Source organism: Streptomyces sp. NBC_01460, assembly GCF_036227405.1.
In the GTDB taxonomy this organism is placed as follows: Bacteria; Actinomycetota; Actinomycetes; order Streptomycetales; family Streptomycetaceae; genus Streptomyces.
Genome location: NZ_CP109473.1, coordinates 6,647,917 through 6,667,800, shown reverse-complemented (window position 1 = coordinate 6,667,800; position 19,884 = coordinate 6,647,917). Strand labels below are relative to the sequence as shown.

The 19,884-nt window shown below is 72.0% G+C and carries 20 protein-coding genes; 12 read left to right on the top strand and 8 right to left on the bottom strand.

Annotation, left to right across the window (positions count from 1 at the left end; all coding sequences use genetic code 11):
* The first annotated feature begins 120 nt into the window (after window positions 1-120).
* The 3 genes from OG488_RS30030 (at window position 121) to OG488_RS30020 (ending at window position 4,499) form a co-directional block, all read left to right on the top strand.
* Window positions 121-1,467, top strand: a complete 1,347-nt coding sequence (locus tag OG488_RS30030; protein WP_329234331.1) for an amidohydrolase family protein — start codon at window positions 121-123, stop codon at window positions 1,465-1,467.
* Window positions 1,468-1,682: 215 nt separating this feature from the next.
* Window positions 1,683-2,231: a TetR/AcrR family transcriptional regulator gene (locus OG488_RS30025; protein ID WP_329234329.1), complete on the top strand. Its 549-nt coding sequence runs from the start codon at window positions 1,683-1,685 to the stop codon at window positions 2,229-2,231.
* Between the two features lie 96 nt (window positions 2,232-2,327).
* The gene (locus OG488_RS30020; protein WP_329234326.1) at window positions 2,328-4,499 is read left to right on the top strand and encodes an MMPL family transporter; all 2,172 of its coding nucleotides are present in this window, start codon (window positions 2,328-2,330) and stop codon (window positions 4,497-4,499) included.
* A gap of 130 nt (window positions 4,500-4,629) precedes the next feature.
* On the opposite strand, the gene msrB is transcribed toward OG488_RS30020, so the two are convergent.
* The 4 genes from msrB to OG488_RS30000 form a co-directional block, all read right to left on the bottom strand.
* Window positions 4,630-5,037: a peptide-methionine (R)-S-oxide reductase MsrB gene (msrB, locus tag OG488_RS30015; protein WP_329234322.1), complete on the bottom strand. Its 408-nt coding sequence runs from the start codon at window positions 5,035-5,037 to the stop codon at window positions 4,630-4,632.
* 10 nt (window positions 5,038-5,047) lie between these two features.
* Window positions 5,048-6,442, bottom strand: a complete 1,395-nt coding sequence (gene murC / locus OG488_RS30010; protein ID WP_329234319.1) for a UDP-N-acetylmuramate--L-alanine ligase — start codon at window positions 6,440-6,442, stop codon at window positions 5,048-5,050.
* A 45-nt stretch (window positions 6,443-6,487) separates the two neighbouring features.
* On the bottom strand, window positions 6,488-6,940 hold the full coding sequence (locus tag OG488_RS30005; RefSeq protein WP_329234317.1) for an indole-3-glycerol phosphate synthase: 453 nt from the start codon (window positions 6,938-6,940) through the stop codon (window positions 6,488-6,490).
* A 157-nt stretch (window positions 6,941-7,097) separates the two neighbouring features.
* Window positions 7,098-7,880 (bottom strand): pyrimidine reductase family protein, encoded by a 783-nt coding sequence (locus OG488_RS30000; protein ID WP_329234314.1) that lies wholly within the window; start codon window positions 7,878-7,880, stop codon window positions 7,098-7,100.
* A gap of 59 nt (window positions 7,881-7,939) precedes the next feature.
* On the opposite strand from OG488_RS30000, the gene zapE reads away from it, so the two are divergent.
* The 4 genes from zapE (at window position 7,940) to OG488_RS29980 (ending at window position 12,029) form a co-directional block, all read left to right on the top strand.
* Complete coding sequence (gene zapE / locus OG488_RS29995) at window positions 7,940-9,034, top strand: cell division protein ZapE (RefSeq protein WP_329234311.1); 1,095 nt, start codon at window positions 7,940-7,942, stop codon at window positions 9,032-9,034.
* An 84-nt stretch (window positions 9,035-9,118) separates the two neighbouring features.
* Entirely contained in the window at window positions 9,119-9,544 is a 426-nt protein-coding gene (locus OG488_RS29990) for an OsmC family protein (protein ID WP_329234308.1), read from the top strand.
* 134 nt (window positions 9,545-9,678) lie between these two features.
* Complete coding sequence (locus OG488_RS29985; protein WP_329234305.1) at window positions 9,679-11,055, top strand: alkaline phosphatase PhoX; 1,377 nt, start codon at window positions 9,679-9,681, stop codon at window positions 11,053-11,055.
* Between the two features lie 116 nt (window positions 11,056-11,171).
* Window positions 11,172-12,029 (top strand): polysaccharide deacetylase family protein, encoded by an 858-nt coding sequence (locus OG488_RS29980; RefSeq protein WP_329234302.1) that lies wholly within the window; start codon window positions 11,172-11,174, stop codon window positions 12,027-12,029.
* A 21-nt stretch (window positions 12,030-12,050) separates the two neighbouring features.
* Here OG488_RS29980 and OG488_RS29975 read toward each other — a convergent pair whose 3' ends face one another.
* Genes OG488_RS29975 through OG488_RS29965 form a run of 3 tightly spaced genes read right to left on the bottom strand, consistent with a single transcriptional unit; the run spans window position 12,051 to window position 14,595 of the window.
* A complete protein-coding gene (locus OG488_RS29975) occupies window positions 12,051-12,230 on the bottom strand; it encodes a hypothetical protein (protein WP_329234298.1) in 180 nt (59 codons plus the stop codon).
* A gap of 14 nt (window positions 12,231-12,244) precedes the next feature.
* Entirely contained in the window at window positions 12,245-13,921 is a 1,677-nt protein-coding gene (locus OG488_RS29970; protein ID WP_329234295.1) for an ATP-binding cassette domain-containing protein, read from the bottom strand.
* The gene (locus tag OG488_RS29965) at window positions 13,918-14,595 is read right to left on the bottom strand and encodes an AIM24 family protein (protein WP_329234292.1); all 678 of its coding nucleotides are present in this window, start codon (window positions 14,593-14,595) and stop codon (window positions 13,918-13,920) included. Before OG488_RS29965 ends, OG488_RS29970 begins: the two co-directional genes overlap by 4 nt.
* A gap of 74 nt (window positions 14,596-14,669) precedes the next feature.
* Between OG488_RS29965 and OG488_RS29960 the strand changes: the two genes are divergently transcribed.
* Both OG488_RS29960 and OG488_RS29955 read left to right on the top strand, forming a co-directional pair.
* Complete coding sequence (locus OG488_RS29960) at window positions 14,670-15,434, top strand: aminoacyl-tRNA hydrolase (RefSeq protein WP_329234289.1); 765 nt, start codon at window positions 14,670-14,672, stop codon at window positions 15,432-15,434.
* Window positions 15,435-15,669: 235 nt separating this feature from the next.
* On the top strand, window positions 15,670-16,422 hold the full coding sequence (locus OG488_RS29955; protein ID WP_329239110.1) for a DUF4142 domain-containing protein: 753 nt from the start codon (window positions 15,670-15,672) through the stop codon (window positions 16,420-16,422).
* Window positions 16,423-16,453: 31 nt separating this feature from the next.
* On the opposite strand, the gene OG488_RS29950 is transcribed toward OG488_RS29955, so the two are convergent.
* A complete protein-coding gene (locus OG488_RS29950; RefSeq protein ID WP_329234287.1) occupies window positions 16,454-17,215 on the bottom strand; it encodes a helix-turn-helix domain-containing protein in 762 nt (253 codons plus the stop codon).
* 223 nt (window positions 17,216-17,438) lie between these two features.
* Here OG488_RS29950 and OG488_RS29945 point away from each other — a divergent pair, with 223 nt between their 5' ends.
* From OG488_RS29945 to OG488_RS29935, 3 genes are read left to right on the top strand one after another with little or no spacing between them, the layout of a single operon-like run.
* Window positions 17,439-18,101: a DUF4097 family beta strand repeat-containing protein gene (locus tag OG488_RS29945; RefSeq protein ID WP_329234284.1), complete on the top strand. Its 663-nt coding sequence runs from the start codon at window positions 17,439-17,441 to the stop codon at window positions 18,099-18,101.
* A gap of 28 nt (window positions 18,102-18,129) precedes the next feature.
* A complete protein-coding gene (locus OG488_RS29940; RefSeq protein WP_329234282.1) occupies window positions 18,130-19,092 on the top strand; it encodes an ATP-binding cassette domain-containing protein in 963 nt (320 codons plus the stop codon).
* Complete coding sequence (locus tag OG488_RS29935) at window positions 19,089-19,880, top strand: ABC transporter permease (RefSeq protein ID WP_329234279.1); 792 nt, start codon at window positions 19,089-19,091, stop codon at window positions 19,878-19,880. The genes OG488_RS29940 and OG488_RS29935 overlap by 4 nt, the downstream gene beginning before the upstream one ends.
* The last annotated feature ends 4 nt before the right edge of the window (window positions 19,881-19,884 follow it).

Here is a 19,884-nt window from a genome sequence, read left to right as displayed (position 1 = left end):
CCTCCGGCAGGTGCCCCACCGGCCGGGGTCTTCGGCCGGTGCCCCTCCACCGCGACCGGCCGGTCCCCGGCCTCGCCCCACCCGCCCCTTCGCCACGCCCGCCCCGAAGCAGGAGTGCCCATGCAGCCGCCCTCATCCGCCTCCGGTACCTTCTCCCGCCGCACGGTGCTCGCCGGTGCCGCCGCGCTGGCCGGCACCGCGGCCACGACGACCTCGGCCGCCGCCGCCCCGGCCGGCGCCGCCACCTCGGGCGCCCCGGGGGCCTCCACCGGGACCGTCGTCTTCCGCGACGTACGTCCGCTCGGCCAGGACCCCACCGACCTCGTGGTGGTCGACGGCCGTGTGTCGCGCGGCCCGGCGCCCCGGGGCGCGAAGGTCGTCGACGGCGGCGGACGCATCGCCCTGCCGTCCCTCGTGGACGCGCACATCCACCCCGACAAGACGACCTGGGGCGGATCCTGGGTGTCGCGTCGCCCGGCGAGCGGGATCGCCGACTACGTGGAGCAGGACGTGGAGCTGTTCCACAGTCAGCGCCGTCCCGTCGGTGAGCGCGCGTACGGCCTGATGACCCATGCCGTCTCCCGCGGGACACGGGCGATGCGCGCCCACGCCGACGTGGCCCCGGCCTACGGCCTGGCCGGGGTGGAGGGCCTCGCGGATGCCCGCCGTCGGCTGCGCCACGCCCTGGACGTCCAGATCGTGGCGTTCCCGCAGCACGGCGTGATCCGTACCCCGGGCACGGTGGAGCTCCTGGAGGAGGCGGCGCGCAGCGGGGACGTCGACATGATCGGCGGGATCGACCCCGGCGGCTTCGACCAGGCCCCCGAGGAACAGCTCGACGCCGTCTTCGGCATCGCGGACCGCCATGGCATCGGCCTGGACATCCACCTGCACGACCGCGGGGCGAAGGGGCTCGAAGCGATGCGCGGCATCATCGACCGCACACGCGCCCTGTCCCTGACCGGCAAGGTCACCGTCAGCCACGTCTTCTGCCTGACCGGCCTGACGAACGGCGAACTCGGGCCCGTCGCCGCCGATCTGGGCGACCTGGACATCGCGCTCACCACGGTGGCGCCGTCCGACTCGCTGGTACTGCCGATCGCCCGGCTGCGCGAGCACGGAGTGCGGGTGGGGCTCGGCTCCGACGGCGTACGCGACTCCTGGAGCCCCTTCGGCAACGCCGACATGCTGCACCGGGCGCACCTGCTCGGGTGGGTCACGGACGTGCGGCTCGACGACGAACTGACGGAGTGTTATCGCGTCGCCGCCCACGGGGGCGCGGACGTCATGGGCCTCGACCACGCGGACCTCGCGCCCGGCGCCCCGGCCGACTTCGTCCTGGTGAAGGGCGAGTGCCTGCCTCAGGTCGTCGTGGACATGCCCCAGCGGGACATCGTGGTGCACGGCGGTGCGGTCGTCGCGCGGGACGGGGAGTACCTCGGCCGGGGCGGGCCGACGGGAAGGTGACGCCCGGCCGGTGGCGACACCGGCCGCGGATCACCAGGCCCACGACACGAGTTCACGGATGGCCCTCCAGCAGCCCTGGGGGGCCATCTCCCGTTCTCGCCCACCCGCACACACGCCGAACCGTCCGCCCGCCCGCACGTGGACGTGTCCCGCGTCACAGGAGACGGCCTGACCGATCGGTCAGGGCTGACCGATCGGTCAGCTACGGTGGCCCCATGCCACGTCCGCCCTCCGCGATGCGCCGTCAGATCCTCGATGCCGCACTGCGCCTCTTCGCCGAGCACGGCTCCAAGGGGACCTCGCTGCACGACATCGCGGTGGAGGCGCGCTGCTCCAAGGCGTCCCTGCTGTACCACTTCGCCGGCAAGGACGCGATCCTCACCGAACTGCTGACCCCGCCGGCCGAGAGCCTTTCCGCCATGCGGGAGGAGCTGGGGGCGCTGCAGGGCGACCAGGCCGCCGAGTCGGCCGTGACGGTCTTCGTCGGCCTGGCGATGCGCTTCCATCTGGAAATCAAGATCATCTTTGCCGAACTGCCCGACATGCTCGGCCATCCGGTCCTGGCCGTCATCCCCCGGGCGGTCGACGAGCTCGCGGACGCGCTGGCCGGCCGCTCCCGGGATCCGCGTGCCCGCGTCATGGCCCAGATGGTGATCGGCGGCGTGGCCGTCACGGTCGCCGCCGACGTGGACGTCGACCCGGACACGATGCGTGCCGAACTGGTCCGGGGCGCGCTGCGAGCCCTCGACCGCCCCACCCGCTGACGGACGCCGGCTCCCGACGGGTCCCGCCGACTCCTGCTGAATCTGCTGAATCCCGCTGACAGAAGTCCAGTACGAAGAGAAAGACGCCTCCTTCGCATGGCAATCCTGCTCTACCGGCTCGGCCGGTTGTCCTTCCGCCGCCGAGGGCGAGTCGTCGCCCTCTGGCTCCTGCTGCTCGCACTGCTCGGAGGGGGTGCGGCGGCCTTCAGCGGTCCCACCACAAGCAAGTTCTCCATCCCCGGCACCGAGTCCCAGAAGGCCCTGGACTCGCTCTCCCGGGAGTTCCCGCAGGCGGGCGGTGCGACCGGGACCATCGTCGTGGCCGCGCCCGAGGGCGGGAAACTCACCCCAGTTGCCGTGGCTCCCGTGACCCAGGAGGCCGCGAAGGTCCCCGGCGTACTCGCAGCGGTCGACCCGTTCGCGTCGAAGGCCGTCTCGCCGGACGGCCGCTACGCCCTGGTCCAGGTGCAGTTCACGTCGGGCGTCGACGGCATCACCGACGCACAGCGTGAGGCGTTCTCGGAGGCCGGCGCGTCCGTCCCGGATCTGCGCGTCGAACACGGCGGCGAGATCATGCGGGGCGTCCCGGAGATCGGTTCGACCGAGGTCATCGGTGTGGCGGTCGCCGCCCTCGTCCTGGTCCTCACCTTCGGCTCGCTGGTCGCGGCGGGCATGACCCTGCTGAACGCGCTGGTCGGCGTCGCGGCGGGCATGGCCGGGCTGTTCGCCCTCAGCAGCGTCGTGGAGCTGACCAGCACCGCGCCCATCCTGGCGCTCATGCTGGGCCTGGCCGTCGGCATCGACTACTCCCTGTTCATCACCTCCCGCTACCGTCACTACCTGACGGACGGCATGGACGGTGAGGAAGCGGCCGGCCGCGCGGTCGGGACCGCCGGTTCGGCCGTCGTCTTCGCGGGCGCCACCGTCGTCATCGCGCTGGCGGGGCTCGCCGTCGCCGGGGTGCCCTTCCTGACGGTCATGGGTCTGGCGGCTGCCGCCACGGTCGCCCTCGCGGTCCTCGTGTCCCTCACCCTGCTGCCCGCCGTCCTCGGCTTCGCGGGCGCCCGCGTCCTGCCCCGGAAGCAGCGGACACGGGAACCGGCTGCCGCCTCCGCCCCCGTCGAGGCCGAGTCCGGCTTCGGCTTCCGCTGGGGCCGGATCGTGGCGCGGCTGCGCGTCCCCGTCCTCCTCCTCGGAGTGGTCGGCCTCGGCGCCCTCGCCCTGCCGGTGCAGGACATGCGTCTGGCCCTGCCCGACGCGAGCACCGAAGCGGTCGGATCACCCAACCGCGAGGCCTACGACCTCACCACCGAAGGCTTCGGCGAGGGCTTCAACGGCCGGCTCGTCGCCGTCGTGTCCGCCGGCACCCCGCAGGCGACCGGCGCGGCGGTCAAGGAGACGGCCGCCCTGATCACGAAGACCCCCGGGGTACTGGCCGTCGCCCCGCCGCAGACGAACGAGAAGGGCACCACGGCCCTGCTGGCCGTGATCCCCGAGACCGGCCCCACGGACGCCGCGACCGAGGACACCGTCAACGGGATCCGTGACCGCGTGGAGAGCGTCACGGGCGCCTCCGTCTCGCTGACGGGTGCCACCGCGGTGGGCATCGACGTGTCCGAGAAGCTCGCCGGCGCGCTGCCGGTCTACCTCCTGCTGGTGGTCGGGCTGTCCGTCCTGCTGCTGATGCTCGTCTTCCGGTCGGTCCTGGTGCCCCTCAAGGCCGCGCTGGGCTTCCTGCTGACGATCGGCGCCACGTTCGGCATCACCGTCGCCATCTTCCAGGAGGGCCACCTGGCCGGCCTGGTCGGCCTCGACACACCCGGACCGCTGGTCAGCTTCCTGCCCATCCTGCTGATCGGGATCCTCTTCGGGCTGGCCATGGACTACGAGGTCTTCCTCGTCTCGCGGATGCGGGAGGACTTCGTGCACGGCGCCGACGCCCGCGAGTCCGTCGTCAGCGGGGTCGGCCACAACGGACGCGTGGTGACGGCCGCGGCGGTGATCATGACTGCCGTCTTCGGCGGATTCGTCTTCATGCCCGATCCCATCATCAAGTCCATCGGGTTCGCCCTGGCGGTCGGCGTGCTCGTCGACGCCTTCGTCGTCCGCATGGCCCTCGTGCCCGCGGTCATGCACCTGCTGGGACGTGCCGCCTGGTGGCTGCCCGGCCCGGTCGACCGGGTCCTGCCCGACCTCGACATCGAGGGCGAGCGGCTGAACCGGGAGATCCCCGTGCAGCGGCAGCCGGAGGAGCTCGTGAAGGCGTGAGCGCTCGGTGTCCCCGGCCGGCCGGGGACACCAGCAGCATGGGAACGACGGAACGCCCGCCGGGAGGATGTCTCCCGGCGGGCGTTCCGTGCGTCGTACGGCCGGTCCCGGGCTACGGGACCACGCCGGCTCAGCTCTCGTCCGGCGCCAGGGTCAGCGAGATCGAGTTGATGCAGTACCGCTGGTCCGTGGGCGTCTGATAGCCCTCGCCCTCGAAGACGTGGCCCAGGTGCGAACCGCAGCGGGCGCAGCGCACCTCGGTGCGGGTCATGCCCATGCTGTTGTCCTGGATCAGCTCGACCGCGTCGGTGTCCTTCGGGTCGTAGAAGGACGGCCAGCCGCAGTGCGACTCGAATTTGGTGTCGGAGCGGAACAGCTCCGCCCCACAGGCACGGCAGGAGTAGAGGCCCGCGGTCTTGGTATCGGTGTATTCGCCCACGAATGCGGGCTCGGTGCCGGCCTTGCGCAGCACCGCGTACTCGGCGGGGGACAGCTCCGCCCGCCACTGCTCGTCCGGCTTCTCGACGTCGTAGGACACGGTGGCTCCCTCAGCTCGACAGGTGGTCCAGGATCTGCGGGCCGAGGTCGGTGACATCGCCCGCTCCCATGGTGAGAACCAGATCGCCCGGCTTCGCCATTCCCGCGACGGCGGCGGGGACCGCGGCCTTGTCGTGGACGGCCGTGACCTCGGCGCCCGCGGCCTTCGCGGCGTCGATGATCAGCTCGCTGGTGACGCCGGGGACCGGGTCCTCGCGGGCCGGGTAGATGTCCAGGACCAGGGAGGCGTCGGCGAGGGCGAGGGCCTGGCCCATCTCCGTGCCGAGCTCCTGGGTGCGGGAGAAGAGGTGGGGCTGGAAGACCACCAGGAGGCGGGAGCCGGTCGCCGCGCCGCGCATGGCCTCCAGGTCGGCGGTCATCTCCGTGGGGTGGTGCGCGTAGGAGTCGATGACCTGGACGCCGGCCGCCTCGCCCTTGAGCTGGAGGCGGCGCTTGACCCCGGTGTACTTCCCGAGGGCGGAGGCCAGGTTGTGCGCGGGGATGCCGAGGGCGACACCGGCGGCCAGGGCGGCCACCGCGTTGTGCGCGTAGTGGCGGCCGGGCACGGAGACCGTGAAGGTGAGGTACTTGCCGTTCAGCACGACCGTGACCTCGCTGGTCAGGCCGCGCGGAGTGACCTTGTGGACCCGGACGTCCGCGCCCTCGGACTCGCCGTACGTGACGACGTTGAGGGAGGGGAGGCCGCGGACCCGGCGGGTCAGCTCGACCGCGCCGGGCTGGTCGGCGGCGACGACCAGGGTGCCGCCGGGGACGACCTTGCCGACGAAGGTCTCGAAGGACTCGTAGATCTCGTCCATCGACGCGTAGTTCGCGTGGTGGTCGAGCTCCACGTTGAGGACGATCGCGACCTCGGGGACGTACTTCTGGAAGCTCCGGTCGCTCTCGTCCGCCTCGGCGACGAAGATGTCGCCACCGCCGTGCGTGGCGTTGGTGCCGGGGCCCTCCAGGTCGCCGCCGATGGCGTACGAGGGGTCGAGGGCCAGCTCGGACAGGGCGACGGCGAGCATCGACGTGGTGGTGGTCTTGCCGTGCGTGCCCGCGACGGCGATGGCGCGGAGGCCCTCCATCAGGGAGGCCAGGGCGTCGGAGCGGTGCACGACCGGGATGCCGAGCTCGGCGGCGCGGACCAGCTCGGGGTTGTCGGCGCGGATGGCGCTGGAGACGACCACCGAGGTCGCGTCGTCGGCCAGGTGGCCGGCGGCGTGCCCGATGTGGACGGTCGCTCCCAGCCCGCGCAGGGCGTCGGCGGTGGCGGACTCCTTGGCGTCGCTGCCCGCCACCTTCGCGCCGCGCTGGGCGAGGATCTTCGCGATGCCCGACATTCCGGCGCCGCCGATGCCGATGAAGTGCGGCCGTTCCAGGGCGGCAGGAATACCGGGTGCCATACGTGTCTCTCCCGAGGTGCGACGTGGTGCTGGGTCCGCCCCAGCCTATTCGCTGTGCGCGAAGAGCTTGAGCACCGGTACGCCGACCTTGTGACGGGCCCGGGAGGCCCAGTCGCGGTGGAAGAACTCCTCGACGTAGTGCGGCGCCGTCAGCACGATGACCTCGTCGGCCCCGGAGTCCTCGACCACGGTCTTCAGCTTGTCCAGGGGATGGTCCTCGACCACCTGCCCGACGGCCTCCGCACCCGCCTCGCGCAGCTCCCTGAGCGAGTACTCCAGGGCCATCTCGGCGGGCTCCCTGGCCTCCTTGCCCTCGGGCCGGTCACCTTCACGGACGGCCTCTCTGAGCTCGCCGATCGCCACGTCGTCGATCGCGCGCAGCAGGACGTCGGCCTGGTCGCTGCGGGGCTGCATCAGTACGACGAACGAGATCTGCTCCTCGCCGTGGAGGGTGGTGACGAATTCCACGTCCTCGGGAGTAAGGGGCTTCTCGATCATCAAAACGCTTGTGAACACGACAGGCGCCCTTCCGCTTCATCTCGTCGGCCGCGGGACGGCCGCTGTTGCTGAAACCATCCTTCCCCGCAATTGCACGGGGTAGCAGGACCTAGTCTGCCCACCGGGAGCCAACCGGAACGAGTAATTCCGCTAAGTGTCAGATCTTCCCGTACCGGCTGAAGAGGAATCCGTCCTCCTCCAGCAGCGAGACGAGGGAGAATCGTTCCGGCACGGTGAGTCCCGGCCCGCCCGCGATGCGCTGGGCGTCCCCGGCGACGAGCAGCGGGGACAGGGTCAGGCAGAGCTCGTCCAGCACCCCGGCCGCGACGAACTGGCCGAGGAGACGCGGCCCGCCCTCGGTGAGGAGCCGGCGGAAGCCCTGCCGGCCCAGCGTCTCCACGGCGCGCGCCGGGTCGACCGCGGCACCGTCCCCGGCGAACAGCACCTCGGCCCCCGCGTCCCGGGCCGCGTGGACCCGGTCCGAGGGGGCCGCGGCTCCGGTGACCACGACGGTCGGGACCGGCGGCGAGGTGAAGAGCGGGAGCGAGAAGTCCAGATCCAGACTCGCGCTGACGACCGCGACGGCCGCTGCGGGGCCCTGCCCGGCCGCCGCGCGTCGGCCGGCGAAGGCCTCGCGGACCCGCGGGGGGCGGTAGCCCTCCAGACGCACCGTCTCGGCGCCGACGACGATCACGTCGGCCAGGCCGCGCAGGGTGCCGAAGATCCGCATGTCGGCGGCGCACGAGATGCCCTGGGAGCGGCCGTCGTGCTGCGCCGCGCCGTCCAGGGTGGAGACCATGTTGGCGCGGAGCAGGGGGCGCTCCTCGCCCGCGGGGTAGGCGTAGGCGTCGGCCAGTTCGGCGAGCGTCCACTCGCGGCCGGTGGCGTCCGTGGACCCGGTCGTGGCTGTCGGGTCCGTCACAGGGAGCAGGCGTCGCATGGTCCGCAGTCTGGCACGGCGCCGAGGGCCTTCCGGGAGAGGCCTTAAGGTGGAGAGTTGTGTCGTCCTCCACAGCTGCGCCTGGGCAGAGCCCCATAGCCGAACCGTCCCCGCTGTCCCTGTGCGCCCTAGAGCCGCGCGTTCCCGCCGACCGGCTGGTCGCGGAGATGGTGCCGCCGCCGCGCTTCGACTCGGTGCGCTTCGATACGTACGTACCCGATCCGGACCAGCCGAGCCAGACCGAGGCGGTCGCGGTCCTCAGCTCGTTCGCCGAGGGGCTCGGCGGGGCGCACGCGACGGGATCCGGCAAGCGCAAGTGGTTCGGGAGGAAGCAGCCGGCCGCGCCCGCCGGCCCGCGCGGTGTCTATCTCGACGGCGGGTACGGCGTCGGCAAGACCCACCTCCTGGCCTCCCTCTGGCACGCCACCCCGGCCGACAGCTCGCTCAAGGCCTTCGGCACCTTCGTCGAACTGACGAACCTGGTCGGCGCCCTGGGCTTCCAGCAGACCGTGCAGACCCTGAGCGGGCACCGGCTGCTCTGCATCGACGAGTTCGAACTGGACGACCCGGGCGACACCGTCCTGGTGTCGTCGCTGCTCAGCCGGCTCGTCGAGGCGGGCGTCGCGCTGGCCGCCACGTCGAACACGCTGCCCGGCAAGCTCGGGGAGGGCCGGTTCGCCGCGGCCGACTTCCTCCGTGAGATCCAGGGGCTGTCCTCGCACTTCCGGCCGCTGCGGATCGACGGCGAGGACTACCGCCACCGGGGACTGCCCGAGGCGCCCCCGCCGTACTCCGACGACCAGGTGACCAAGGCCGCGTACGCGACCCCGGGTGCCTCCCTCGACGACTTCCCGTCCCTGCTCGACCATCTCGCCCGGGTCCACCCGAGCCGGTACGGCGCGCTGACGGACGGGATCGCGGCAGTCTGCCTCACCGACGTGCGGCCGGTGCCCGACCAGTCGACCGCGCTGCGCCTGGTGGTGCTCGCGGACCGGCTCTACGACCGTGAGGTGCCGGTGCTCGCCTCCGGCCTCCCCTTCGACCGGCTGTTCAGCGAAGAGATGCTGAACGGCGGGTACCGGAAGAAGTACTTCCGGGCCATCTCTCGGCTGACGGCGCTGGCGCGTGACGCAAAGGGACTGGTGGCGCAGTAGGTTCGGGGGTTGAAGGACGTGCGGGTGCCTCAGGGCGCCGCGTACGTCCCGATGACCGCGCACACCGTTTTGAAGGGATCCAGCATGGCTACCACGCGTCAGGCGCACACGGTCTGGGAAGGCAACCTGCTCGAGGGCAAGGGTGTCGTCACCTTCGACTCCTCCGGCGTCGGGGAGTTCCCGGTCTCCTGGCCGTCCCGCGCGGAGAAGGCGAACGGGAAGACCAGCCCGGAGGAGCTCATCGCGGCCGCGCACTCCAGCTGCTTCTCGATGGCGCTCTCCAACGGGCTGGCCACGGCGGGCACCCCGCCCACCCAGCTGAACACCCAGGCCGAGGTCACCTTCCAGCCCGGCACCGGCATCACCGGTATCCACCTCACGGTGGAGGGTGTCGTTCCGGGCCTGGACGAGGCGGGCTTCGTGAAGGCCGCCGAGGACGCCAAGGCGAACTGCCCGGTCAGCCAGGCGCTGACGGGCACCACCATCACGCTCAGCGCCTCGCTGGCCTGATTCCCCACCGTCCCCGGGGCCTCCCGCGCCCCGGGGACACAGGGAGCACCCTGGTGCGCATGGTTCCCGCGCGCGACGACGCGTGGTACACACATGCAGGTCACTTCACCTGTCCGCCAACAGGGAGTTGCCTCATGTCATCCGCACCTCGACGACTCGCAACACGACGACAGGTCCTGGCCGGCAGCGCCGCGACCGCCGCCTCGGTCGCCTTCACCGGGGCCTTCACCGAACTCTTCGCCGGCACCGCCGAGGCCCGGGGCCACAGCGGCTACGGCCCCCTCCTGCCGGACCCGGACGGCCTGCTCGACCTGCCGAAAGGTTTCCGCTACCGGGTGCTCTCCCGGGAGGGCGACCCGCTCCGCTCCGGTGAGGGCCGGGTGCCCAGCAACCACGACGGCATGGCCGCCTTCGCCGGCCGCCACGGCCGGGTCCATCTCGTACGCAACCACGAGAACCGCGTCACCGGAAAGTTCGGTGTGCCCACGGTCGAGGGACTCACCTACGACCCCATGGGCAAGGGCGGCTGCACGTCCCTCGAGCTCGACGGGCGCGGTGACGTACGCGGCGAGCGCGTCGCCATCGCGGGTACGGCCGTCAACTGCGCAGGGGGCCGGACCCCTTGGAACACCTGGCTGACCTGCGAGGAGACCGAGGACAAGGCCGGCACCAACGGCTACACGAAGGACCACGGCTTCATCTTCGAGGTGGACGGCGCCGATCCGCGCCGCACCGGCGCGGTCCCGCTGACCGCGATGGGACGCTTCCAGCACGAGGCCGTCGCCGTCGATCCGGGGAACGGGATCGTCTACGAGACGGAGGACGCGTTCGAGAGGCCGTTCGGGCTCTTCTACCGCTTCCTCCCCGAGAAGCCGCTCGGCGGGACGGGTTCGCTGCGGGCCGGCGGGGCGCTCGAGGCCATGCGGGTGCCCGGCGTTCCCGACCTCTCGGCCGTCCAGGAGACCGGCGCGGCCTTCGACCGGATCGAGTGGGTCCCCGTACCGGATCCGCAGGCCGCCGCGGAGCCGATCAGGCTGCAGGACTTCGGGCCGAAGGGCATCACGCACGCCCAGAAGCTGGAGGGATGTTACTGGGGCGGGTCGTCGGTGTACTTCGTCTCCAGCTTCGCGCACAGCGCGGAGGGGTCGGCCGCCGACCACTTCGGCCAGGTGTGGCGGTACGAGCCGAAGCGGCGCCGGCTCACGCTGGTGGTCGTCTTCGGCCCGGACACCGACATCCAGCTGCCGGGCGAGTCGCCGGACAACATCTGTCTCGCCACCGGGGGCGGGCTGATGGTCTGTGAGGACGGGGGCGGCGCGCAGCACGTCCTCGGGGTGACGCGGCGCGGCGAGGTCTACGCGATGGCGCGGGGGCGGCAGAACATCGGGACCGCCGAGGAGCCGGAGTGGGGCGAGTTCGCGGGCGTCACGTTCTCACCGGACGGCGGCACGATGTACGTGAACTGCTACACGCCGGGGACGACCTTCGCGGTGACGGGCCCCTGGCGCTGACCGCGACGCGGGCAGACGGGTGATCAGGCGCTCCGGCCACCGGACGGCCGGAGCGCCGCACCCACGCCCGGGGGACCATCAGCTAACGTCCCCCAGTGATCAAATCCGTTCGTACGATGATCGTGCTGACTGTTTTGAGTGGGGTGCTCGCCGGCTGCGGTGGCTCCGAGGACACCCGCGCCAGGACCGCCGCGCTTCCGACGGCCTCCAGGGAACCGGTGCAGGGCGGTGCTTCCTCCTCACCGGTCCCGGAGAGCGAGCCGCCCGTGCCCGCCCGGGGACCCGGCGGTCTCACACCGGTCTTCGCACGACGGGCGCACGGCTCCGCGGCAGGCGGCGCCGACAAGGTCGTGGCCCTCACCTTCGACGCGGACATGACGGCGGATCAGGGGCCGCGCGCCGCCGCCGGCGAGCACTTCGACAACCCCGCCCTGATCACGTCGCTCCGCCGGCTGAAGGTCCCGTCGACGGTCTTCATGACCGGCAGGTGGGCGCAGGAGTACCCGGTCCAGGCCCGCGCGATCGGAAACGACCCGCTGTTCGAGATCGCCAACCACTCGTTCAGCCACTACGCGTTCTCCTCCCCCTGCTACGGGCTGCCGACCGTCGCGGCGGCGGAGATGCGGGGCGATGTGGAGCGGGCCTTCACCGCGATCCGGGGGACGGGGGCGCGCCATGTCGTGCCGTACTTCCGCTTCCCCGGGGGCTGCTACGACGACGCGGCGCTGAAGGCGCTGGCCCCGGCCGGGGTGACCGCGGTCCAGTGGGACGTGGTCAGCGGCGACGCCTTCGCCACGGACGCGGACGCGGTGGCCGAGCAGGTGCTGGACGGGGTGAAGCCGGGTTCCCTGGTGGTCATGCACTGCACCCGCAGCGCGGCGCCCGTCACCGACGACGCCGTTCGCCGGATCGTCCCGGAGCTGCGCGAGCGCGGCTACCGCTTCGTCAAGGTCTCGGAGCTGATGCACGGCTGAGCGGGCCGCCACCCGGGGGCGTCAGCCGGAGCAGGCGTTGCGCCCCGCCTCCTGCCAGGCGCAGACCGGGCAGAGGGTGCTGCCCTTCGTCGACTCCGGGTACTCGGTCGGCTTCCGGCACAGCACGCACTCCGCGTACGGCGGGCCCGCGTCCACGGGTACGGGGGCCGGCGCGGGCGTCTCGCAGTACGCATCGTCCATGCCCACGAGCGTACTCACTCCCGAAGGGCGGCGAGCCGGGACGTGAGGACACCCACCGCGACGGCGACGACGGCCGCTCCGGCCAGGGGCAGGAGCGGGATCCTCACCCTGCCGGTCAGCGATCCGGACACCAGGTCCGTCACCGCGGCCTTCGCGGGTGAGCCGTCGGTCACGAGGACGAGCAGCGCGCCGGCCACGGTCGCGGCGAGCGACCAGCCGTGGCGGTGCAGGACCGGCCGCGCGCAGAGCGCCCCGGCCGCCGCTCCCGTCAGGGCGCAGCACAGAGTGGCGAGCAGGCCGGCGAGGGCGGCGGGCAGGAGAGGTACGGCGGCGGTGCGGTCGGTGCTGACCGGTTCACTGATCAGCAGGACGATCCCGGTCCCCGCGCCTCCCAGGGCGAGTGCGCACCCCAGGCCGGCGAGCAGGGAGGCGCGGTGGCCGCTCGACGGCCCGACGGCGGCGGCGACGACGTTCCGGGCGGCGGGCGGTTCCTGGGTGACGCAGAGCCGCACGAGCCAGGCGGCCAGGGGGACCACCGCCGCGGCGGCGTAACCGAGCGAGTCGAGCAGGGGCTGGCCGGCCCGGACACCGACGCCGAGGACGGCCGCGTACAGCAGGAGGGGCGCGAGCCAGCGCTGGGAGCGTGCCAGCAGTGCGGTCCGGTAGCGCGTCAGGGCGGCCGTCGCGCGCGGCTGCGGGCCGGACGGTCGCGCCGGGCGTGGGGCGACGACGGCGGCCTCGGGGTCGGCCCCCGGAGTGGCCTCGGGGGTGGCGGCTTCCGCCGGCCCGGTCGTGGGGGTCGGGCGGGGCTCCACGCCGACGGCCGTACCGTCGTGCCGGGAGCACGGCACGGGGACCGGCGCCGGGAGCTGCGAGAGGCCGGTGACGTGCCACGGCGGCCGGGCGGTGACGAGCGCGTGGAGCAGCGCGTCCGAGTGCGCCGCGGTGGTCGTGAGGCGGACGGCGGCCGGGTCCGGCGTGTTCCTCTCCACCGTGGGCGTGCCCGGCAGTCCTGGCGGGAGGGCGGCGGACGCCGGGCCCGTGGCCTCGATCCGGACGCGGGGGCCGTGATCGGCGGCGGGGGCCACGGCGTGCAGGGTGCGACCCTCCAGACGGTGGGTGCGGGAGGGTGACCCGGCGAGCCGGCGCGGGTCGTGGTCGACGAACACCACCGTGGCACCGTCCGCCACCCGCTCGGCGACGGCCCGGTCCAGTGCGTCGCGGGCGGCGGTGTCCAGTCCGGTCCACGCCTCGTCCAGGACGAGGAGGCCGGGCTCGGCGAGGAGCGCCTGGGCGACGGCGACCTTCTGGCTGGTTCCCTTGGAGAGCTCCGCGAGGGGCGTACGGGCGTACCCGGCGGCCCCGAACCGCGCCAGCCATTCCTGGGCCCGGTCCGCGGCCTCGGCGGCCGGAAGTCCGTGGACCCGGCCCATGTGCACGAGGTAGCCGACGGCGGTGAACGGCAGCGCCACGGGGAAGCGCTCGGGGACGTACGCCGTGCGCGGGCGCCCCGTGACGTGCCCCTCGGTCGGCGCGTCGATGCCGGCGAGCATCCGCAGCAGGGTCGACTTGCCCACGCCGTTGGCGCCCTCGATCCTGACCAGGGTGTGCGTGGGCAGGTCGAGGTCGAGCCCGCGCAGCACCCAGGGACCGCGCAGGCCGTACCGTCGGCCGACTCCTCGGAGGATCAATGGGCCGACGGCTTCTCCGGCTTGAGCTCACTGGGGCGGACGATCACGAAGCCCTCGCCCTGGAGCATCAGCTGGACCGCCTCGCCGGAGCCGCCGCGCACCATCGAACCGAAGCTCTGCGAGCGGTGCAGGGAGGTGGAGAGCTGGGCGCTCCAGCCGACGACGGCGTCCGTGTCGACGTACACCGGCTGCTGCGCGGTGACGGGGATCACTATGGGGGTGCCGTCGCAGATCAGACCCAGCTTCCCGTATCCGCTGAAGACGCTGTTGAAGAGGCCGCCGCCGGTCATCCCGGCGCCCTTCACGGTCTTTATCTCGTACGAGAGGCTCGCGTCGAAACAGAGCACGTTGCGGCCGTTGACGGTCAGGACGTCGCCCTGCTCCATCTCCACGATGAAACAGTTGGCCGCCTCGTGGGCGAACCACGCCTCGCCCTGGCCCGTGACCGCCATCAGGGCCAGCCCCTCGCCGGTCACCGCGCGCTTGAGCATGCCGCCGATGCCTTGGCCCTTGCGCTCGAACTGGAGGCTGCCGCGGAAGGCGATCATCGATCCCTGGCGCGCGTGCATCTCACCGTTGACGGCGTACTTGATGGATTTGGTGTTCTGCAGGGTCATGCCGGGGGCCGTGGCCGGCTGCGCCATGTGCTCACTGGAAAAGAGGTCGCTCTTCATGCCGTGCATCCTCACCCGGAGCCCTTCGTTCCGCCAAGAACGGGTTGTCGGAGGGGCCTGGCAGACTGGGGTGCGTGAGCAGCGACAGCATTCCTGAGCCCCTTCCCGCAGCGCCGGAGGCCCCCGCCGACAGCCCGTTCCGCACGGAGCCGACGGTCCGTGACGAAGCCCCGCAGTTCGTCCTCCCGCTGGTGGTGCACCTCGAGAAGACGGACCCCCCGGCGCGCACGGACGCCCTGGTGACCGCCGCCCGCGCGGTGCTCACGATCCTCTCCGACCCCCGCTCGCTGGGCGAGGAGGAGTGCGGGACCGAGGGCGAATGGGCGCGGGCGATGCGTGACTGGCAGGACGCCCGCATCCGCAAGGTGGTGCGCCGGGCGCGCGGCGCGGAGTGGCGCAAGGCGTCCACGCTGCCCGGGATCACGGTCACGGGCGCGCACGCCGAGGTGCGGGTGTTCCCGCCGGTGCCCCTGGACGGCTGGCCCAAGGAGCTGGCCAAGCTCCAGGTGTCAGGCACGGATCTGGACGACCCCGAGGCCCCGGCGGCACCCGATTCCGCCGGTCCGGTGCTCTGGATGAATCCGGACGTCGGCATGTCGGCGGGCAAGGCGATGGCACAGGCCGGGCACGGCGCCCAGCTCGCCTGGTGGGAGCTGTCGGACACGGAGCGCAAGGCGTGGCGCGAGGCCGGCTTCCCGCTCTCCGTCGCCACCCCGGACGCCGCCCACTGGCGTGAACTCGCGGCGAGCGGACTGCCGGTGGTGCGGGACGCCGGATTCACCGAGGTCGCACCGGGGTCCTGCACCGTGGTCGCCGACCACCCGGCGCTGCGCCGCTGACCCGGCTGCCCCGCATCGGGCCCGCCCCGCACGGTGTTCTCCGGCCACGGAGAACACCGGTGTCGTGGGACGGCGGGGTGAGCGCGGAAGACCACGCACCCCGGGGTGAACATCCCTGCGCCGCAATACGTATCTCCCCGTACTGCCGCATCGGCATTACCGCCAAGTAGGTTGAACGACGATTCCGTTGGCGGTTGATTCGACGCTGTCACGTACCGGCCCTGGAGACATCTTGCTGCGACGCATCAACGGAACGGCCCTCATCATCGCCGCGCTGGTGGCCACGCTCGGCGCCCTCGCCTTTCCGGTGTGGTCGTACGCCGACCGCTCCGGCACCGGCGAGGCCAATCTGAACGCGTCCAGCGTCGCCACCCAGTGGGGCCCGCTCTCCGCGACCGACCGCGACTTCCTGGTCAAGGTGCGCCTCGCCGGCCTGTGGGAGCTCCCCGCGGGGCAGCAGGCCATCGAGCGGGCCCCGAGCGAGGGGGTGCGGCTCGCCGGCGACCATCTGGTGGTCGGCCACACCGACCTGGACCGGCGGGCCCGCGACGTGGCGTCCAAGCTCGGCGTGGAGCTCCCGAACCAGCCGACGGAACAGCAGCAGGGCTGGCTCCGGGAGCTCACCGCCGCGAGCGGCGAGGAGTACCAGCTGAAGTTCGCCAACCTTCTGCGCGCCGCACACGGCAAGGTGTTCGCGCTGGTCGCGCAGGTACGCCACACCACGCGCAACTCACTGATCCGGCAACTGGCCTCGGACGCCAACCAGACGGTGCTCGACCACATCACCATGCTGGAGCGCACCGGCTTCGTGGACTTCGACGGTCTGGCGCGTGACGCGGCCGGCGCTTCGACGGCCAGCCCCTCGGGGCCGCCCGCGCCCTCCGGAGGCGACATCCCGCAGGTGCCGGTGCCGGTGACACCGAGCGGCGACCAGTCGTTCACGTCCCGCCCCGTGCCACCGACGATGGCTCCGCTCCCTCAGCCCTGACGCGTTCCGGGCCGAGCCCTGCCGCCGCCTCTCACTGTTCGTCGTCGAGGGGCGGCTGCCCGGCGCCGTCCGGGGCCGGCCCGGCGTTCGAGTAGAGGATGTCGCGGGCCTGTTCCGCCGCCCGGGCGAGGCTCTCGGAGACGAAGTCGAGGAAGCGGGCGACGCTCTCCAGGCGGACGGCGGCCGGGGTGCCGGGGCCGAGGACACCGACGCCCTGCCGCGATACCTCGACCTGCTGGGTGAGGGCGCTGACGCTGGCGATCATCGACTGGTACCAGAGGTTCTCGTCTATGACGTAGCGCTCCCGGCGGCGTTCGTCGCGTTCCCTGCGGACGAGGGCCTGACCCTCCAGGAACGCGATCGCCTTGGAGACGGACGCCGGGCTGACCTGAAGGCGCTGGACGAGTTCGGCGGCGGTCATGCTGCCCGAGTCGGTGGTGAGGAGACAGACCATCACCCGCGCCATCATCTTGTTGGACAGGCCCGACTGCATCATGACGGCCGTGAACTGCTCCTCGTACGCGGCCAGGGCCACGGGATCGCGCCCGTGCGGCAGGGCGGCGGGCTCCGCCTCCCGGGGCGAGGCGGGCTTGCGCCGCTGGACCCGGCGTTCGGTGGCCCGGTGGGCCAGGTCCGCGCGGTAGCCGGTGGGGCCGCCGTTGCGCATCACCTCACGCGTGATCGTCGAGGTCGGACGCTCCAGGCGCCGGGCGATCTCCGCGTAGGGCAGATCGTCGGTCAGCCCCAGTGCGATCTGCTGACGGTCCTTCTGGGTGAGCCTGCCTCCCGGCATCGCGCGCTCCTTCGTGTGGTCCGATGCCGCGAGAATAGCGTTCACGTTCAACCCATTGCAACACTTGACGTCACGCGCGTTGCATTCCTTTCAGGATCTCCGCAACGAAAACACGGCAACTACCTGCCAGAACAAGGATTTGACGCAACAACGCTGTTGCCGGGTCATCGAACGCAACGTAGCTTTTCCATTGTTCGAAACAACGAGTCACAAGGAGAGCACGATGCAGAAGTTCGAGACCCCCGCCCCGATCGCCGCCATCCTGGACATCCCCGCCGGACGCGTCCAGATCATCGCCGCCGACCGCGCGGACACCGTGGTCGAGGTCCGGCCCACGAACGCCTCGAAGAGCCGCGACGTGAAGACGGCGGAGCAGACCACGACCGCGTACGCCGACGGAGTCCTGCGGATCTCGGTCCCCGTGAAGAACGAGCACCTCGGCGCCTCCGGATCCGTCGAGGTGACGGTGCAGCTGCCCGCCGGCTCCCGCGTCGAGGCGAAGGCGTCGAGCACCGAGTTCCGGGCCGTCGGCCGCCTCGGCGACGTCGCCTTCGACGGCGCGTACCACCAGATCAAGATCGACGAGGCCGCGAGCGTCCGCCTCACCGCGACCGACGGCGACGTCGAGGTCGGCCGGCTCGGCGGCCCCGCGGAGATCAGCACCACGAGGGGTGACATCCGGATCGCTGAGGCCGGTGGCGGCAGGGTCGTCCTCACCACCCAGAAGGGCGACATCTCCGTCACCGCCGCCACCGGCGTCTCGGCCGCCCTGGACGCCGGCACCACCCTCGGCCGGATCAGCAACGAGCTCAGGAACGACGGCAGCACCGCCCTCGACATCCACGCGACCACCACTCAGGGCGACATCACCGCCCGCAGCCTCTGACCCGCAGTCCCGAGAAGGAGCAACCCCCATGACCAGCTTGGCCATCGCGGCGAACGGGCTGCGGAAGTCCTACGGCGACAAGACCGTCCTCGCCGGCATCGACCTCGCCGTCCCCGAAGGAACCGTCTTCTCCCTGCTCGGCCCGAACGGTGCCGGCAAGACCACCGCCGTCAAGATCCTCTCCACCCTCATCGGCGCCGACGCCGGTGACCTGCGCGTCGGGGGCCACGACGTGGTCGCCGAACCGCACGCGGTGCGCAGTGTGATCGGTGTGACGGGTCAGTTCTCGGCGGTGGACGGGCTGATCACGGGTGAGGAGAACATGCTCCTCATGGCGGACCTGCACCACCTGTCGAAGGCGGAGGGGCGGCGGGTGACCGCGGAGCTCCTGGAGCGCTTCGATCTGGTGGAGGCGGCGAAGAAGCCGGCCGCGAGCTACTCCGGCGGTATGAAGCGGCGACTGGACATCGCGATGACGCTGGTGGGCGGCCCCCGGATCATCTTCCTCGACGAGCCCACCACCGGGCTCGACCCCCGCGCCCGTCACACCATGTGGGGCATCATCCGCGAGCTCGTCACCGACGGGGTCACCGTCTTCCTCACCACGCAGTACCTGGAGGAGGCCGACGAACTCGCCGACCACATCGCCGTCCTCCACGACGGCCGCATCGCCGCCGAAGGCAGTGCCGACCAGCTCAAGCGGCTCGTCCCCGGCGGACACGTCCGCCTCCGCTTCACCGACCCCGCCGCCTACCGCTCCGCCACCACCACGCTGAACGAGGCCACCGGCGACGACGAATCCCTCACCGTACGCATCCCCAGCGACGGCAGCCAGCGCGAACTGCGCACCGTCCTCGACCGCCTGGACACCGCCGGCATCGAGGCCGACGAACTGACCGTCCACACCCCCGACCTCGACGACGTCTTCTTCGCCCTCACCGACGCCACCGTCCCCGCCCAGAACAACCAGACCCAGGAGAACGCCCGATGAGCACCCTGACCCTCGCCGTACGCGACTCCAGAACCATGCTGCGCCGCAACCTCCTGCACGCCCGCCGCTACCCCTCCATGACCCTGAACCTGCTGCTCACCCCGGTCATGCTCCTGCTGCTCTTCGTCTACATCTTCGGCGACGTCATGAGCGCCGGCATCGCCGGCGGCGGCGCGGACCGCTCCGACTACATCGCCTACATCCTGCCCGGCATCCTGCTGATGACCATCGGCAGCACCGTCATCGGCGCCGCGGTGTCCGTCGCCACCGACATGTCGGAAGGCATCATCGCCCGCTTCCGCACCATGGCCATCCACCGCGGATCCATCCTGATCGGCCACGTCGTCGGCAGCGTCCTGCAGTCCGTCGCCGCCGTCGTCCTCGTGGGAGCCGTCGGCGTGGCCATCGGCTTCCGCTCCGTGGACGCCACCGCCCTGGAGTGGCTGGCAGCCTTCGGACTCCTCGCCCTCTTCGCCCTCGCCCTCACCTGGATCGCCGTCGGCATGGGCATGGCCAGCCCCAACGCCGAAGCCGCCGGCAACAGCGCGATGCCCCTGATCCTGCTGCCGCTCATCTCCAGCGCCTTCACCCCCGTCGACGCCATGCCCGGCTGGTTCCAGCCGATCGCCGAGTACCAGCCCTTCACCCCCGCCATCGAAACCCTCCGCGGCCTCCTCCTGGGCACCGAGATCGGCCACAACGGCTGGCTCGCCCTCGCCTGGACCGTGGCCCTGACCGCACTCGGCTACACCTGGTCGACCAGCGCGTTCAAGCGCGACCCGAAGTAACCGG

Excerpts from the sequence above, each read along its gene's own strand:
- OG488_RS29935 (WP_329234279.1), top strand. The coding sequence starts at position 19,089 with ATGAGCACCCTGACCCTCGCCGTACGCGACTCCAGAACCATGCTGCGC.
- OG488_RS30000 (WP_329234314.1), bottom strand. The coding sequence starts at position 7,880 with ATGCGACGCCTGCTCCCTGTGACGGACCCGACAGCCACGACCGGGTCC.
- OG488_RS29950 (WP_329234287.1), bottom strand. The coding sequence starts at position 17,215 with ATGCCGGGAGGCAGGCTCACCCAGAAGGACCGTCAGCAGATCGCACTG.
- OG488_RS29940 (WP_329234282.1), top strand. The coding sequence starts at position 18,130 with ATGACCAGCTTGGCCATCGCGGCGAACGGGCTGCGGAAGTCCTACGGC.
- OG488_RS30030 (WP_329234331.1), top strand. The coding sequence starts at position 121 with ATGCAGCCGCCCTCATCCGCCTCCGGTACCTTCTCCCGCCGCACGGTG.
- OG488_RS30020 (WP_329234326.1), top strand. The coding sequence starts at position 2,328 with ATGGCAATCCTGCTCTACCGGCTCGGCCGGTTGTCCTTCCGCCGCCGA.
- OG488_RS30005 (WP_329234317.1), bottom strand. The coding sequence starts at position 6,940 with ATGATCGAGAAGCCCCTTACTCCCGAGGACGTGGAATTCGTCACCACC.
- OG488_RS29945 (WP_329234284.1), top strand. The coding sequence starts at position 17,439 with ATGCAGAAGTTCGAGACCCCCGCCCCGATCGCCGCCATCCTGGACATC.
- murC (WP_329234319.1), bottom strand. The coding sequence starts at position 6,442 with ATGGCACCCGGTATTCCTGCCGCCCTGGAACGGCCGCACTTCATCGGC.
- OG488_RS29990 (WP_329234308.1), top strand. The coding sequence starts at position 9,119 with ATGGCTACCACGCGTCAGGCGCACACGGTCTGGGAAGGCAACCTGCTC.
- OG488_RS29980 (WP_329234302.1), top strand. The coding sequence starts at position 11,172 with ATGATCGTGCTGACTGTTTTGAGTGGGGTGCTCGCCGGCTGCGGTGGC.
- OG488_RS29985 (WP_329234305.1), top strand. The coding sequence starts at position 9,679 with ATGTCATCCGCACCTCGACGACTCGCAACACGACGACAGGTCCTGGCC.
- OG488_RS29975 (WP_329234298.1), bottom strand. The coding sequence starts at position 12,230 with ATGGACGATGCGTACTGCGAGACGCCCGCGCCGGCCCCCGTACCCGTG.
- OG488_RS30025 (WP_329234329.1), top strand. The coding sequence starts at position 1,683 with ATGCCACGTCCGCCCTCCGCGATGCGCCGTCAGATCCTCGATGCCGCA.
- OG488_RS29965 (WP_329234292.1), bottom strand. The coding sequence starts at position 14,595 with ATGAAGAGCGACCTCTTTTCCAGTGAGCACATGGCGCAGCCGGCCACG.